This is a genomic window from Marmoricola sp. OAE513 (genome assembly GCF_040546585.1).
GTDB lineage: Bacteria > Actinomycetota > Actinomycetes > Propionibacteriales > Nocardioidaceae > Marmoricola.
The window spans coordinates 586131-600848 of the sequence record NZ_JBEPOC010000001.1; the positions used below are offsets into that span (position 1 = coordinate 586131).

Here is a 14718-nt window from a genome sequence, read left to right on the forward strand (position 1 = left end):
GGAACAGGAACACATCGTGTCCCACCTCCAGCCCGTTCCCTCCGGCGAATCCACGCCGGAGGGAACGGGTGTCACCGCACCACTGCCCGAGCTGCTGGCGGAGTACCTCCGCCGGTCCGCCCGGGGAGACGAGCAGGCGTTCGCCGCTCTGTACGACGCCACCTCGGCCCGGGTCCACGGCCTGGTCCTGCGGGTGGTGCGCGATCCGGCCCAGTCCGAGGAAGTCACCCAGGAGGTCTTCCTCCAGGTCTGGCGGACCGCAGCACGGTACGACGAGTCCAAGGGCAGCGCGCTCGCTTGGCTCATGACCCTGGCCCACCGCCGAGCGGTGGACCGGGTCCGAGCCGCAGAAGCGGTCAGCCGGCAGGACACCAGCTTCCACCAGAACACCCAGGTGGTCCCCCACGACAGCACGGCCGAGGCGGCCGAGGCGTCGATGGAGAGCCGCCGGGTCCGGTCAGCACTCGCGGAGCTGACCACCGTTCAGCGGGAGGCGATCGAACTCGCCTACTTCGGGGGGTACACCCACACCGAGGTGGCAACGATGCTCGACCTACCGGTCGGCACTGCAAAAACTCGCATCCGCGATGGACTCATCCGGCTGCGCGACGCGATGGGAGTGGGCCAATGACAGCTCACGAGATCCACGCCCTCTCCGGGGCGTACGCCGTGGACGCACTCGACGACCTCGAGCGCGCCCGGTTCGAAGCACACCTTGCCGAGTGCGCCGAGTGCCAGGCCGAGGTGGCCAGCCTCCAGGCGACCGCAACCCTCTTCTCCGATCTGACCGAAGTCGCCCCGCCGAAGTCGGTGCGCGACCAGCTGATGACCGAGATCAAGACCGTCCGTCCGCTGCCGCCGACGGTGGCGCGCATCGAGGCGAAGATCCAGGCCCGCCGTCCGCGGCGCTGGTCGTCGTTCGTCGCCGCTGCGGCGGTGCTCGGGGTCCTCGGCGGCGGGGTCGCCGTCTGGCAGGACCAGCGCAACGACGTCGAAGCGCCGCAGTACGCCAACGCCGAGGTCGACCGGGTGCTCAAGGCCGAGGACGTCCAGCACTTCAGTGCCCAGCTCCCCGGAGGCGCGAGCGTCACCGTCTCGGTCTCCGACAGCGCCCGGCACGCCGTGATCGTCACCCGCAAGATGCCTGCGGCTCCGGACGACCGGGTCTACCAGCTCTGGTTCCAGCGCGGCGACACGATGGTCTCCGCGGGCCTGATGAAGGGCGACACCACCGTCCTGAAGGGTGACCCGTCCGGAGCGAGCGGCGTCGGCGTCACCGTCGAGCAGCGCGGAGGTTCGCCGACCGGCGAGCCGACGACCGCTCCGGTCGCGCTCGTCGACTTCGAGCAGGCATGACCTCGACGCAGACCCGTCGCGTCGGCATCGTCGGCACCGGCGTCGCCGGGCTGACGGCTGCCTACGTGATCAGCAGGACCGCCGAGGTCACCCTGTTCGAGGCGGACGACCGGCTCGGCGGTCACGCCGACACCCATGAGGTGCCGGCAGCCGACGGCAGCACGGTGAACATCGACACCGGGTTCATCGTGCACAACGAGCGCACCTACCCGACGCTGCTGCGGATCTTCGCCGAGCTCGGGGTGGAGACCCAGCCCTCCGACATGTCGATGTCCGTGCGCGCGGACCAGGCGCACGGCGGTCGCGGTCTGGAGTGGGCCGGGGCGCTCGGGCCGGCGGGCCTCTTCCCGACGTGGCGCAACTACCTGCGTCCGTCGTACCTGAGGATGCTCACCGAGATCCCCCGGTTCCACCGGCAGGCGAAGAAGCTGCTCGACGCACCGGAGGGGGCCGACCAGACGCTGGCCGAGTTCCTCGAGGCCGGACGTTTCTCGGCGTACTTCCGTCGGCACTTCATGACGCCCCTGGTCGCGTGCGTCTGGTCCTGCGACCCGGCGATCGCGCTGGAGTACCCGGCCCGCTACCTGTTCGCCTTCCTTCAGCACCACGGCATGCTCAGCATCTACGGCTCGCCGCAGTGGCGCACCGTCACCGGTGGCTCCCACCGGTACGTCGAGAAGGTCGCCGCAGCGATCGGCCGCGCCGGTGGGACGATCCACCTGGGCACCAAGGTCACCTCGATCCTCGAGTCGCCCGACGGGGTCGCCGTGACCGACGGCAACGGGACGGTGCACACCTTCGACGCCGTCGTCGTGGCCACTCACCCCGACCAGGCGCTGAGCATGCTCGCGGAGCCGACCGCTCTGCAGACCGAGCTGCTCACCGCGATGCCCTACTCGCCCAACCTCGCACAGCTGCACACCGACGACTCGGTGATGCCGCGCCACCGCAAGGCGTGGGCGTCCTGGAACCAGTGGGACCGGCCCGAGCAGGGCGCCGTCACGGTCACCTACGACATGACCCGGCTGATGTCCCTGCCCTCGGTCGACGGGACCCGGTACTTCGTCACGCTCGGCTCCACCGACCAGGTCGACCCCACCAAGGTGATCGCCCGGCGCGACTACGCGCACCCGATCTACAACCCGACCTCGGTGGCCGCCCAGCGGCGCCTGCACGAGATCGACTCCGACCGGTTGGTCTTCGCCGGTGCGTGGCACGGCTGGGGCTTCCACGAGGACGGTTCCCGCTCAGGTGCCGCCGCGGCGGAGCGGTTGGGGTTCGCGTGGCCCGAGACGGAGCGTTCGACCAGGCCCGGCGCGACCGAGGCGCCGCGCATCTACCGCAGCACCATCACGCACACCCGCCGCGAGCCGTTGAAGAACCGTTTCACCAACACCTCCCACCTGTGGCTGGTCGACCTCGACGACCTGCCTGACCACGGCCCGCTGGCACGGTTCGAGGCGCGCGACCACCTCGGGGACCCGGACCTCTCGATCCGGCAGAACGTCGAGGCGTTCCTCGCCGCCGAGGGTGTCGTGGTGACGGGTGGCCGGATCCTGATGGCGGCCAACGCCCGCGGACTGGGCTACAACTTCAACCCGATCAGCGTGTTCTGGTGCCACGACGCCAGCGGCAACCTGGCGGCGACGGTCGTCGAGGTGCACAACACCTACGGTGACCGGCACGCGTACCTGGTCCACCCCGACGCCGAGGGGCACGCTCTCGTCGGCAAGGAGATGTACGTCTCGCCGTTCCACGGGACCGACGGCCACTACGAGCTCGTGGTCCCGGTGCCGACCGACCGATTGCACATCGCCGTGCGCCTGGTGACCGCTGCGGGGGCGAAGTTCGATGCCGTCCTGCGCGGCGAGGTTGTGACCGGCAACACCCGCCTCGCGGTGTGGAAAGCGGCGTCGGCGGCAATCCTCGGATCGCTGCGGATCCGAATCCAGGGTGTTCGTCTCTGGGCGCGCCGGCTCCCGGTGCAGCCACGCCCCCGTCATCACCAGGAAGGTGTTCGATGACCTCGACCCTCAACACCCCGATCTCCGACCGCTGGGCCGACATCAGCCCGCTGCGCAACGGACCCAAGGCCCGCATCTCGGCCGCGATCGCCCGACGGATCTTCGTGAAGGTGGCGGAGCGCTACGGCATCTCCGTGTCCTACGACGGCAGCCCGGCAGACCTGGTGATCCACCGCCCCGAGGAGTTCTTCAGCCGGGTCGGCAACGACGGCCTGATCGGTTTCGGCGAGTCGTACATGACCGGCGCCTGGGACGCTGAGGACCTCGGCGGCACGCTGACCATCCTGTGCGAGCAGATCGGCGACCTGGTCCCCGCCTGGATGCAGAAGCTGCGGGCGACGTACGTGTCACGGCCGCCGAAGGCGCAGCGGAACACGGCCGCGAACACCCGCGGCAACATCGCGCACCACTACGACCTGTCGAACGACCTGTTCGCGCTGTTCCTGGACCCGACGATGAGTTACTCGTCCGCGCTCTTCGACACCGACTCGGTCACCGACGGCACCCGCACGACGATGGCTCCGCCGGTTGCGGGATCAGCACTCGAGGAGGCCCAGGGTCGGAAGATCGAGAGCATCCTCGACGCCGCCGGGGTCACCGCCGGCAGCCGCGTCCTGGAGATCGGCACCGGCTGGGGCGAGCTCGCGATCCGCGCCGCGCGTCGCGGAGCGACCGTCCGCTCGGTCACGCTGTCGAGCGAGCAGCAGACGCTGGCGCGGAGTCGCTTCGCCGACGCCGTGGCTGCCGAGGGGCTGCGCGCGGACGCCGTTCAGGTGGACCTGCTCGACTACCGCTCGGTCGAGGGCCAGTACGACGCCGTCGTCTCCGTCGAGATGATCGAGGCCGTCGGCTACGAGTACCTGCCGAGCTACTTCGAGACCATCGACAAGGTGCTCGCGCCCGGCGGCAAGGTCGCCATCCAGGCGATCACGATGCCGCACGACCGGATGCTCGCGACCCGGCGCACGTGGACCTGGATCCACAAGTACATCTTCCCCGGCGGCTTCCTGCCCTCGACCGAGCAGCTCGACGAGGTGACCCGTTCGCGGACCGCTCTGCGGCTGGACCACCGCACCACCTTCGGCAGCCACTACGCCGAGACCCTGCGGCAGTGGGACGAGGCCTTCACCGCCTCGCACGACGCGGTGATCGAGGCCGGTTTCGACGAGACCTTCCTGCGGATGTGGCACTTCTACCTGGAGTACTCGCGCGCGGGCTTCGCCTCCGGGTACATCGACGTCCAGCAGATCACCTTCACCCGGGAGGCCTGATGACCACCTCGACCACGAACCCTCGTCCCGGCAAGCTCGACGGCCGGGCCGGCGGCGGTGTGGCGCAGACGCTGGCCGAGGCCCTGCGCCCCTTCGTGGGCGGTGACCTCCCCGTGCAGCTGCACGCCTGGGACGGCTCCGTGGCCGGCGAGGGTCCGGTCGTCCGGCTGAACTCACCCCAAGCGCTGACCCGGCTGCTGTGGGCCCCGGGCGAGCTCGGTGCGGCCCAGGCCTACGTCACCGGCGAGATCGACGTCGAGGGCGACCTGAACTTCGCGCTGACACACGTGTGGGCGGTGATCGGCGAGCGCGGGTTGACGGGGGTCTCCACGTCGCCCAGCACCGTCTGGCGTGCGGCCCGGGCAGCGCTCAAGGTGGGCGCGTTCGGCAAGCGACCGGCCGCCCCGCAGTCGCAGGCCGTCCTGAAGGGTCGGTTGCACAGCAAGTCCCGCGACCGCGACGCGATCAGCCACCACTACGACTTCTCCAACGAGTTCTACACCGCGATCCTCGACGACAACATGGCCTACTCCTCGGGGTACTGGTCCGAGGGGATGACCCTGGAGCAGGCGCAGGACGCCAAGCTCGACCTGGTCTGCCGCAAGGTGGGCCTCGCCCCCGGAAAGACCTTCCTCGACGTCGGCTGCGGCTGGGGATCGCTGTCGCTGTACGCCGCCGAGAAGTTCGGCGCGAAGGTCACCGGCATCACCATCGCCGCGGAGCAGAAGAAGTTCATCGACGCCCGGATTGCCGAGCGCGGCCTGGAGCACCTGGTCGAGATCAAGCTGTGCGACTACCGGGACGCCGAGGGTGAGTACGACGCCGTCGCCTCCATCGAGATGGGCGAGCACGTCGGCCAGGGCAACTACCCGACGTACGTCGAGGTGCTGCGGCGCTCGGTGAAGCCGGGCGGACGCGTGCTGATCCAGGCGATGACGCGCGCCGGCAAGGGCGGCGGCAAGCATCCCGGCGGCGGTCCGTTCATCGAGTCCTTCATCGCTCCGGACATGACGATGCGCCCGGTCGGCGAGACCGTCGACCTGATCGAGGCCGGCGGCCTCGAGGTGCGGGACGTGCACGCGATGCGCGAGCACTACGTGAAGACCGTGGACGCCTGGATCGAGCGCTTCGACGCGGCGTACGACGAGCTGCGCGCGCTGGTTCCCGAGGAGTACATCCGCGTGTGGCGGCTGTACCTCGTCGGTGGCGGGATGTCCTTCCGGGACGGCAGGATGGGGGTCGACCAGATCCTCGCGGTGCGCCCCGGTGCTCCGCACGACCTGCCCCCGGTGCGCGACTTCTGAGTAGGGATTGATGGACCACTTCGGCCACTTCGACTACCCGTTCGGTGACTTCCTGCTCACCTCGGCCGTCTGCCTGGCGGTGGTCGTCGCGCTGATGGTGCTGACGGCCGTGCTGACCCGGGTGACCGGGCGCGTGTCCGTGGTCGACACGATCTGGGGGCTGGGGTTCATCGTGGTGGCGATCACCGCGGTGCTCGTCGGTCGAGGTGTCCAGCCGGACGCCGTCAGCGTCGCTGTCCTGAGTGACGAAGCATCGCCCCTCCTCCGGCTGTCCGACATCCCGAATCCCTTCGACGACCAGAAGTTCCGCACCTGGCTGCTCGTCGCGATGGTCGTCGTCTGGGGCGGCCGCCTCGCCTGGCACATCGGCCGGCGTTCGCACGGCGGTGGCGAGGATCCGCGCTACGAGGAGCTGATGAGCAAGGGCTCGGGCGGCCTGGTGCGCAAGGTGCTCCTCCCCCAGGGACTGGCCATCTGGTTCGTGTCGCTCCCGATCCAGGTCACAGCGCTCTCCCTGACGCACGTCACCTGGGTCCTCTGGGTCGGCGTCGCCCTGTGGGCCACCGGCCTGCTCTTCGAGTCCGTCGGCGACGCCCAGCTGGCGGCGTACAAGAAGGACCCGGACCGCGGACCGGTGATGGACCGCGGGCTGTGGCGCTACACCCGGCACCCGAACTACTTCGGCGACGCCTGCGTCTGGTGGGGCATCTATCTGGTCTGCGCATCCTCCTGGCCGGGCGTCTTCACGATCCTGTCGCCGGTCGCGATGACGTACTTCCTGGTCTTCGCCACCGGCGCACGCCTGCTCGAGCGCACGATGATGCAGCGGGAGGGCTACCCGGAGTACGCCGCCCGGACCAGCATGTTCTTCCCGCTGCCGCCGAGGAAGGCCTGAGCCTCAGAGCACCAGCAGCAGCGTGATCGCGACGACCGACGCGACCAGCAGCAGCAACCATCCGGTCGAGGAGGCGTCGACGGCAGCGACGCCCGCATGGGCTGGTTCGCGTGCACCCACGGGTTCCGGTCTCGGGGTGGCGACCGGCTGGACGACCGGCTCGGGAACGGCCTCGGTGACGGGCTCGGGAGCCTGCACGAGAACCGGCCCGGAGACCGGCCCGGAGACCGGCCCGGAGACCGGCACAGAGACCGGCACAGAGACCGGCACGGCGACCGGCTCGGGCTCGGGGTCAGGCGCCCGCACCGTCATGGCTCCCAGCGCCTCCGCGACCTCCGCGGCGGTCAACCGACCGACCGGCTCGCGGCTCAGCAGCAGCGCGATCACCCAGGACACCGCACGGCCACGCAACGACGGCGGGATCGGGTCGCGGCGGATGCCCTGCAAGATCTCGTCGACGGTCTCCCCGGGGAACGGCGGCGCGCCCTCGACTGCGGCGTACAAGGTCGCGCCGAGCGCCCAGAGGTCGCCGGCCTTCGTGGCCGGGCCGCCGTCGACGGCCTCGGGCGCGAGGTACGGGATGCTGTCCGGCTCGATCTCACCGGCGGACCCGACGTGCGTCAGACGAGCGCTGCCGTCGGGTCCGAGGAGGATGGTCGACGGGCTGACGTTCCCGTGCACGGACCCGCGTGCGTGCGTCTCGGCGAGCTCGGCGGCGACCTGTCCGAGCAGCGCGGCCGCGTCCTCGGGAGCCAGCATCCCGATCGACCGGAGCCGCTCCTCCAAGGTCTCGCCGACGGCAACCATGCACACCCCACTGTGTTCGCCTGCTGTGTCCCGCCTCGGAGCGTAGCGCCCGCCCTGGGAGTCGGCCGGAAATCAGGACGTTCGCCTCTGGCGCGTCGCGGCCTGGCGGGGTCAGGATGTCCGCGAGGGGCCACACCGGAAGAGGCAGCACCTTGTTTGCTCTGGGGAGGGCAGATGGACTACGCACGAGCTCACTACGACGATGGCAGCGTCGCTTGCGACGAGAGCGGACTGGCCATCCAGCGCTACTACCCGTGGGGTGCCCGGCGCATCCAGTACGGCGAGATCAAGGACGTCAGCGTGCTGCCGCTCAGCGGCTGGGCAGCAGTGCAGCCCTGGCACCTGTGGGGTCCCACCGACCTGGAGCACTGGTGGAACCTGGACCCGCACCGGCCCGAGCGCAAGGTCGCGCTGGTGATCGACACCGGGGAGCGGTTCAAACCGACGGTGACCCCGTGCGACCCCGACGGGTTCGAGCTGGTCGTCCGGGCGCACCTGAACGGGCTGCCGCAGCTGCGCGAGACCGCAGCGCTGGCCCGGTTGATGGTCGGCTACCGGCCGCCGATCCCGACGCAGCGGGCCGGTCGGCAGCGGGGTCAGCGCGCGGTCGACGCGATGGTCCCCGAGCCCACGACACGCGTGCCGTCGTAGATCACGCAGGCCTGCCCGGGAGCGATCCCGGACGCGGGGTCGAGCAGCGTCACGTCGAAGCCGGAACCGGTGGGGACCACGACGGCGCGGTGCTCCTCGCCGTGCGCCCGCAGCTGCACCGTGCACTCGGTCGGCGACGTCGGCGCGGTCCCGCACCACAGCGGACGGATGCAGGACAACCCGGTGACGGCGAGCGACTCCCGCGGCCCCACGGTCACGGTCCCGGACACGGGCTCGATGTCGAGCACGAAGCGGGGCTTGCCGTCGGCGGCGGGGGTGCCGATGCGCAAGCCCTTGCGCTGCCCGATCGTGAAGCGCCAGGAGCCCTCGTGCTCGCCGAGCACCTCGCCGGCCTCGTCGACGATGGCGCCCCCCTCGAGCAGAGTGTTCGGGCTCTTCTCCTTGAGCTTCTCCCCCAGCCAGCCTCCGGTGTCGCCGTCGGCGATGAAGCAGATGTCGTGGCTGTCGGGTTTGTCCGCGACCTGGAGCCCGCGCCGCTCGGCCTCCTCGCGGATCTGCGGCTTGGCCGTGTCGCCGAGCGGGAACAACGAGTGCGCGAGCTGGTCCTGGGTCAGGACGCCGAGGACGTAGGACTGGTCCTTGCCGATGTCGGTGGCGCGGTGCATCTCGATCAGCCCGTCGGCGCCGGTGCGCAGCTGCGCGTAGTGGCCGGTGACGACCGCGTCGTACCCGAGCGCGAGCCCGCGGTCCAGGACGGCCGCGAACTTGATCTTCTCGTTGCAGCGCAGGCAAGGGTTCGGGGTGCGCCCGCCGGCGTACTCGGCGAGGAAGTCCTCCACGACGTCGGAGTGGAACCGGTCGCTCATGTCCCAGACGTAGAACGGGATGCCGATGACGTCTGCGGCTCGGCGGGCGTCGTTGGAGTCCTCGATGGTGCAGCAGCCCCGGGCGCCGGTCCGGTAGGACTTCGGGTTGCGCGACAGCGCGAGATGGATCCCGGTGACGTCGTGGCCGGCCTCGACAGCACGGGCCGCGGCCACCGCCGAGTCCACGCCCCCCGACATCGCGGCGAGAACCTTCATGACCCTGTCGCCACCTGCGAGCGGGACGTGTGGCCGGCGGCGCGGGCCCGTTCGGTGACCGGACCGATCGCCTCGAGCAGGGCCGTCACGTCCTCCTCGGTGGAGGTGTGGCCGAGGGAGAACCGCAGCGAGCCACGGGCCTCCTCGTCGCTGCACCCCATCGCCAGCAGCACGTGCGAGGGCTGCGGGACGCCGGCGTTGCAGGCCGAGCCGGTCGAGCACTCGATGCCGCGGGCGTCGAGCAGCATCAGCAGCGAGTCGCCCTCGCAGCCCGGGAAGCGCAGGTGCGCGTTGCCGGGAAGGCGGTGGCCGAGGTCGCTGTCGGGGTCGCCGTTGTAGACCGCGCCGGGCGCCTCGCGCAGGACGCCGGCGACCAGACGGTCGCGCAGCGCGACCAGGCGCGCGGCGAGGTGCGCCTGCTCCTTGACGGCGATCTCGCAGGCGGCGGCGAAGCCGGCGATCGCCGGGGCGTCGATCGTGCCGGACCGGACGTCGCGCTCCTGCCCACCGCCGTGCAGCAGCGCGGTGAGCTGGACCTCGCGGCGCACGAGGAGTGCCCCGACGCCGTACGGGCCTCCGATCTTGTGGCCGGTGACGGTCATGGCGTCGACGCCGGAGGCGGCGAAGTCGACCGGGACCTGACCGACCGCCTGGACGGCGTCGGTGTGCACCGGGATGCCGTGGGCGTGCGCGATCTCGACGACCTCGGCCACCGGCTGGACGGTGCCGACCTCGTTGTTCGCCCACATCACCGAGACCAGCGCGATGCTGGCGGGGTCGCTCTCGACGGCTGCCCGGAAGGCCTCGAGGTCGATCCGCCCGATCGGGTCCACGGCGATCAGCTCGACCGACGCGTCCTCCTCCTCGGCGAGCCAGTGCAGCGGGTCGAGCACCGCGTGGTGCTCGATCGCGGTGGCCAGGATGCGGGTGCGGCCGGGGTCGGACGCGCGGCGCGACCAGAAAAGGCCCTTGAGCGCCAGGTTGTCGGACTCGGTGCCGCCGGAGGTGAAGACGACCTCACCGGGACGGCAACCCAGCGCCCGTGCCACGGTCTCCCGGGACTCCTCGACGACACGCCTGGCGGACCTCCCGGAGGCGTGCAGCGAGTTGGCGTTGCCCACGTTGCCGAGCTGCGCGGTCATCGCCGCTGCCGCCTCGGGCAGGATCGGCGTGGTCGCCGCGTGGTCGAGATAGGTCGTCATGTCCTCCCCAGCCTACTTCCGGTCGCCTCAGGGCCGTTCAACGCACAGCCAGCCGTACGACGAGAGCGCGGTGGTCGGTGCCGGAGACCGACGCGGTGCTGGTGCTCACCGCGCTGTACCCGCCCCGGGACAGGACGTGGTCGATGGCGATCAGGGGCAGCTTCTGCGGGTAGGTGGGCTGCCAGCCGGAGTTCGCCTCGCGGGCGGCGTCGGCGTACCCCTCGCCGAGCAGGCGACGCACGAAACGGTGATCGAGCGTGCTGTTGAAGTCGCCTGCCACGACCACCGGGCCGTCCAGGTCGGGCAGCACCTGGTCGAGGACGCCCCAGTCCGCGCGCCAGCGACGTCCGCTGTCCTTCAGCGGTTGGCCGAGGTGCACGGCCACCAGCTCGAACGGTTCGGGTGCAGCCACCGAGAGCCGCAGGGCCCCGTGCTCGAGAGGCAGGGCGACCGAGTCCGTCAGCGGGAAGGCCGAGAAGATCATCGTGCCCGAGGCGTCCGGACCCGCCGTGCCGCCGACGTACGGGAGCGCGCGGGCGAGACCGGCCGCACGGAGCCGGCTCTCGAGCCTCGGCGTGACCTCGACCAGGACGACGAGGTCGGCCTCGGAGGACCGTGCCAGCCGGACGAGGCTCTCCGCGTCCGCTCCCCCGTGCCGGGCGTTCAGGGTCAGCACGGTGAGGTCGGAGGGCCCGTCGGGGTGCTCCCCGACGTACGCCGGGAGGAGAAGGCCCAGGTGCAGCAACGTCCCGGCCGCAGCGAAGCCGGCGGCGCCTCCCATACGTCGCCGGTACGGGGCCTGCGCGCCGCGCACCAGGAGCAGCAGTCCGACCAGCGCCACCAGGTAACCCGGGAGCGCGTACGGCGTGTACGCCGTCAGCAGGACGAACCAGTAGGACTCCGGGCGGAGCAGCCAGAGCAGGCTCAGAACGACCGAACCGGCCAGGGCGCCACCCGCGACTGACGCGGTGGCGACCCTGACCGGCCCGGTGCCGAACAGGTCGGACTCAGCCCTTGCGGGCGGTGATGTCCGAGGTCGCGGCGGGGAGGACCTGCTTCAGGTCCCCGACCACACCGAAGTCGACCAGCTCGAAGATCGGAGCCTCTTCGTCCTTGTTGACCGCGACGATCGTCTTGGACGTCTGCATGCCGGCCCGGTGCTGGATGGCGCCGGAGATGCCCGCTGCGATGTAGAGCTGCGGGGAGACCGTCTTGCCGGTCTGGCCGATCTGGAAGGTGTGGGGCACCCAGCCGGAGTCGACCGCGGCACGCGAGGCGCCGACGGCAGCACCGAGCGAGTCGGCGAGCGCCTCGACCTCGGAGAAGTCACCGCCGGTGCCGCGACCGCCGGAGACGACGATGGCGGCCTCGGTGAGCTCCGGACGACCGGAGGACTCACGCGGCTGCGAGGCGACGATCTGCGCCTTCTTGGCGGAGTCCGAGATCGTCACGGAGACGTTCTCGACGGCACCGGCACCGGCGCCCTCCTCCGGGGTGGCGGAGTTCGGCTTGACCGTGATGATCGGCGTGCCCTGGGTGACCTTCGCCTGCACGGTGAAGTTACCGGCGAAGACCGACTGGGTGGTGACACCCTCGGCGGAGACGTCCACGGCGTCGGTGATCACACCGGAGTCCAGCTTGACCGCCAGACGACCGGCGATCTCCTTGCCCTCGGCGGAGGAGACCAGCAGGATCGCGGCCGGGCTGGCCGACGCGGCGATCTGCTGGAGGGCCTCGGCCTTGGGGGCGACCAGGTAGCCCTTGATCTCGGTGTCGTCGACGACGTAGACCTTCTCGGCGCCGTACTTGGCGACCGACTCGGCGACGCCGGCGGCCTTGTCCGCGCCACCGATGAACACGGCGGACGGCGAACCCAGGCGCTTGGCGATGGCCAGCAGCTCCAGCGTCGGCTTGCGGACGGCACCGTCGAGGTGGTCGACCAGAACGAGTACTTCAGACATGTCTTCTAGTTCCTTTTCTCGTCCGGCTCAGACGAACTTCTTGGACGCGAGGAACTCGGTCAGCGCCTTGGCGCCCGACCCGTCCTCGTCGGTCACGATGGTGCCCGCGGTGCGCGGCGGACGGGCCTCGGTGCTCTCGACCGCGGTCCAGGCAGCCGAGAGGCCGACCTCGCTCGCGTCGACGCCGATGTCGGACAGCGAGTACGCGTCCAGCGGCTTCTTCTTCGCGGCCATGATGCCCTTGAACGACGGGTAGCGGGCCTCGCCGGTCTGGTCGGTCACCGAGAGGACCAGCGGCGCGGTGGCGCCGATGATCTCGGTGGCGATGTCACCGTCGCGCTTGATGCGGAACTGGTCGCCCTGCGACTCGATGACGGACGCGAAGGTGACCTGCGGCAGGTCGAGGCGCTCGGCCAGCATCGCGGGGACCACGGACATGCCACCGTCGGTCGAGGCCATGCCGGTGACCACCAGGTCGACGTCGCCGATCTTCTTCAGCGCGGCGGCCAGGATCTTGGAGGTGGCCAGGGAGTCGGAGCCGGCGATCGCGTCGTCGACGACGTGCACTCCCGCGTCCGCACCCATCTGCAGGGCCTTGCGGATCGCGTCCGCAGCACCCTCGGGGCCGACGCTGAGCGCGGTCACGGTGACCGAGTCAGGGGCTTCGTTCTTCTCCTTCAGCTGCAGCGCCTGCTCGACGGCGTACTCGTCGAGCTCGGAGAGCAGACCGGGGACGCCAACGCGGTCCACGGTGTTGTCCGACTCGAAGGCCTGGTCGGCGGTCGAGTCCGGTACGAATTTCACACAGACGACAATGTTCATGCTGGTTACGGCCCTCCGCGGGCCCCTCCTGAATCAGAGTGTTGAGTTCGGTTGAGACTACTAGCAGGTAACGGTCCGATCACACCGGATCTCAGGTGGGGTCAGTCACAGCGGATCGCCCGTCACTTCCGGGGGCCCAGGATGCGCTGGAAGTAGCGGCCCAGGGCAAGGTAGACCAGGGCGGCGATGCCCCAGTTCACGACCGCGTTCTTGGTGTCGGCGTTCTCGCCGTGGAAGGCGAAGATGCCGTTGTCACGGCTGAACGGACCGTCGATGAAGTCCGCGGCGTCGAGGATGAACTTGACCACCGGGTTGTCCTGGCTGACGTTCTCGTGCGCAGCGACCAGGAAGGCTCCGAGCGCCAGGACGAGCGCGAAGAACAGGAAGACCACCCGCAGGATCTTCGACATCGTGTCGCGGATCTGGTCCCGCTGGGCCTTCCTCGACTCGTCGCGGTCCGGCAACGGCTCCTCGGACTTGACCACCTTGGCCACGCTTGCTCCCCTCACCAGCACCTTGCACCCGCGCCGCCCTCCGCGGCGCAGGTCCACACGGTACCTGGGACGAGCCCGCTCAGCGGCCCTTGAACTCGGCCTTGCCGGGACCGTTCTCCACGAACGAGGTCATGCCGATCGTCCGGTCCTCGGTCGCGAAGACACCCGCGAAGTGCTGGCGCTCGATCGCCAGGCCGGTCTCGAGGTCGGTCTCGAGGCCGCGGTCGACCGCGTCCTTGACCGCCCGGATGGCGTACGACGCGGCGCCGGCGAACTGCGCGGCCCAGGCGTGCGCCTCGGCGTACACGTCCTCGGCCGGGACGACCCGGTCGACCAGCCCGATCGCGAGGGCCTCCTCCGCCTTCACCATCCGGCCGGTGAACATCAGGTCCTTGGCGCGGCTCGGGCCGACCAGGCGGGACAAGCGCTGGGTACCGCCGGCGCCGGGGATGATGCCGAGCAGCACCTCGGGCTGGCCGAGCACGGCGTTCTCCGCGGCGTACCGGACGTCTGCCGCCAGGGCGAGCTCGCAGCCACCGCCGAGGGCGTAGCCGTTGATCGCGGCGATGACGGGCTTCGGGATCCGGGCGATGGAGGTCACGGCGTCCTGCACGCCGGCAGCCCGGTCGACCATGTCGGTGTAGCTCCAGTCCGACATCTCCTTGACGTCGTTGCCCGCTGCGAAGACCCGGTCCCCGCCGGTCAGCACGACGGCCCTCACGTCGGCGCGCTCGGTCGCCTCGGCCGCGACCTCGACCAGCTCGCGCTGGACCTGGACGCTGATGGCGTTCATCTTCGGCCGGTCCAGGCGGATGGTGCCGACCCCGTCAGCCACCTCGAGCCGTACGAACTCCCCCATGGCCTGCTCTCCTTCGTCTGGTGCGGAAC

The 14718-nt window shown here is 70.5% G+C and carries 15 protein-coding genes; 7 read left to right on the plus strand and 8 right to left on the minus strand.

The window, feature by feature from the left end; translation table 11 throughout:
- Nucleotides 1-16: 16 nt before the first annotated feature.
- From sigK to ABIE44_RS02875, 6 genes are read left to right on the plus strand one after another with little or no spacing between them, the layout of a single operon-like run.
- Nucleotides 17-631, plus strand: a complete 615-nt coding sequence (gene sigK, locus ABIE44_RS02850) for an ECF RNA polymerase sigma factor SigK (RefSeq protein ID WP_209722432.1) — start codon at nucleotides 17-19, stop codon at nucleotides 629-631.
- On the plus strand, nucleotides 628-1356 hold the full coding sequence (locus ABIE44_RS02855; RefSeq protein WP_209722429.1) for an anti-sigma factor: 729 nt from the start codon (nucleotides 628-630) through the stop codon (nucleotides 1354-1356). The genes sigK and ABIE44_RS02855 overlap by 4 nt, the downstream gene beginning before the upstream one ends.
- Nucleotides 1353-3380: an FAD-dependent oxidoreductase gene (locus ABIE44_RS02860; RefSeq protein WP_209722426.1), complete on the plus strand. Its 2028-nt coding sequence runs from the start codon at nucleotides 1353-1355 to the stop codon at nucleotides 3378-3380. Before ABIE44_RS02855 ends, ABIE44_RS02860 begins: the two co-directional genes overlap by 4 nt.
- Entirely contained in the window at nucleotides 3377-4651 is a 1275-nt protein-coding gene (locus ABIE44_RS02865; RefSeq protein ID WP_209722423.1) for a class I SAM-dependent methyltransferase, read from the plus strand. Before ABIE44_RS02860 ends, ABIE44_RS02865 begins: the two co-directional genes overlap by 4 nt.
- Nucleotides 4651-5955 (plus strand): class I SAM-dependent methyltransferase, encoded by a 1305-nt coding sequence (locus ABIE44_RS02870; protein ID WP_209722421.1) that lies wholly within the window; start codon nucleotides 4651-4653, stop codon nucleotides 5953-5955. Before ABIE44_RS02865 ends, ABIE44_RS02870 begins: the two co-directional genes overlap by 1 nt.
- A gap of 10 nt (nucleotides 5956-5965) precedes the next feature.
- Nucleotides 5966-6850, plus strand: a complete 885-nt coding sequence (locus ABIE44_RS02875; protein ID WP_209722418.1) for a DUF1295 domain-containing protein — start codon at nucleotides 5966-5968, stop codon at nucleotides 6848-6850.
- 3 nt (nucleotides 6851-6853) lie between these two features.
- Here the strand turns inward: ABIE44_RS02875 and ABIE44_RS02880 are convergent, their stop codons facing one another.
- On the minus strand, nucleotides 6854-7657 hold the full coding sequence (locus ABIE44_RS02880; protein ID WP_209722416.1) for a protein kinase domain-containing protein: 804 nt from the start codon (nucleotides 7655-7657) through the stop codon (nucleotides 6854-6856).
- 174 nt (nucleotides 7658-7831) lie between these two features.
- Between ABIE44_RS02880 and ABIE44_RS02885 the strand changes: the two genes are divergently transcribed.
- Nucleotides 7832-8308, plus strand: a complete 477-nt coding sequence (locus ABIE44_RS02885) for a hypothetical protein (RefSeq protein WP_209722413.1) — start codon at nucleotides 7832-7834, stop codon at nucleotides 8306-8308.
- Here ABIE44_RS02885 and mnmA read toward each other — a convergent pair.
- The 7 genes from mnmA to ABIE44_RS02920 all read right to left on the minus strand — a co-directional run bounded on the left by mnmA (nucleotide 8254) and on the right by ABIE44_RS02920 (nucleotide 14689).
- On the minus strand, nucleotides 8254-9351 hold the full coding sequence (gene mnmA / locus ABIE44_RS02890; RefSeq protein ID WP_209722410.1) for a tRNA 2-thiouridine(34) synthase MnmA: 1098 nt from the start codon (nucleotides 9349-9351) through the stop codon (nucleotides 8254-8256). The two genes, ABIE44_RS02885 and mnmA, sit on opposite strands and share 55 nt — an antisense overlap.
- Nucleotides 9348-10553, minus strand: coding sequence for a cysteine desulfurase family protein (locus ABIE44_RS02895; RefSeq protein WP_209722407.1), 1206 nt, complete (start codon nucleotides 10551-10553; stop codon nucleotides 9348-9350). The genes mnmA and ABIE44_RS02895 overlap by 4 nt, the downstream gene beginning before the upstream one ends.
- Before the next feature lie 37 nt (nucleotides 10554-10590).
- Complete coding sequence (locus ABIE44_RS02900; RefSeq protein WP_209722404.1) at nucleotides 10591-11394, minus strand: endonuclease/exonuclease/phosphatase family protein; 804 nt, start codon at nucleotides 11392-11394, stop codon at nucleotides 10591-10593.
- A gap of 166 nt (nucleotides 11395-11560) precedes the next feature.
- On the minus strand, nucleotides 11561-12514 hold the full coding sequence (locus ABIE44_RS02905; protein ID WP_209722401.1) for an electron transfer flavoprotein subunit alpha/FixB family protein: 954 nt from the start codon (nucleotides 12512-12514) through the stop codon (nucleotides 11561-11563).
- Between the two features lie 27 nt (nucleotides 12515-12541).
- Nucleotides 12542-13318 (minus strand): electron transfer flavoprotein subunit beta/FixA family protein, encoded by a 777-nt coding sequence (locus ABIE44_RS02910; protein ID WP_502912693.1) that lies wholly within the window; start codon nucleotides 13316-13318, stop codon nucleotides 12542-12544.
- Between the two features lie 140 nt (nucleotides 13319-13458).
- On the minus strand, nucleotides 13459-13830 hold the full coding sequence (locus ABIE44_RS02915) for a hypothetical protein (protein ID WP_354437796.1): 372 nt from the start codon (nucleotides 13828-13830) through the stop codon (nucleotides 13459-13461).
- Nucleotides 13831-13909: 79 nt separating this feature from the next.
- Nucleotides 13910-14689, minus strand: a complete 780-nt coding sequence (locus tag ABIE44_RS02920; protein ID WP_209722395.1) for an enoyl-CoA hydratase/isomerase family protein — start codon at nucleotides 14687-14689, stop codon at nucleotides 13910-13912.
- Between the last annotated feature and the right edge of the window lie 29 nt (nucleotides 14690-14718).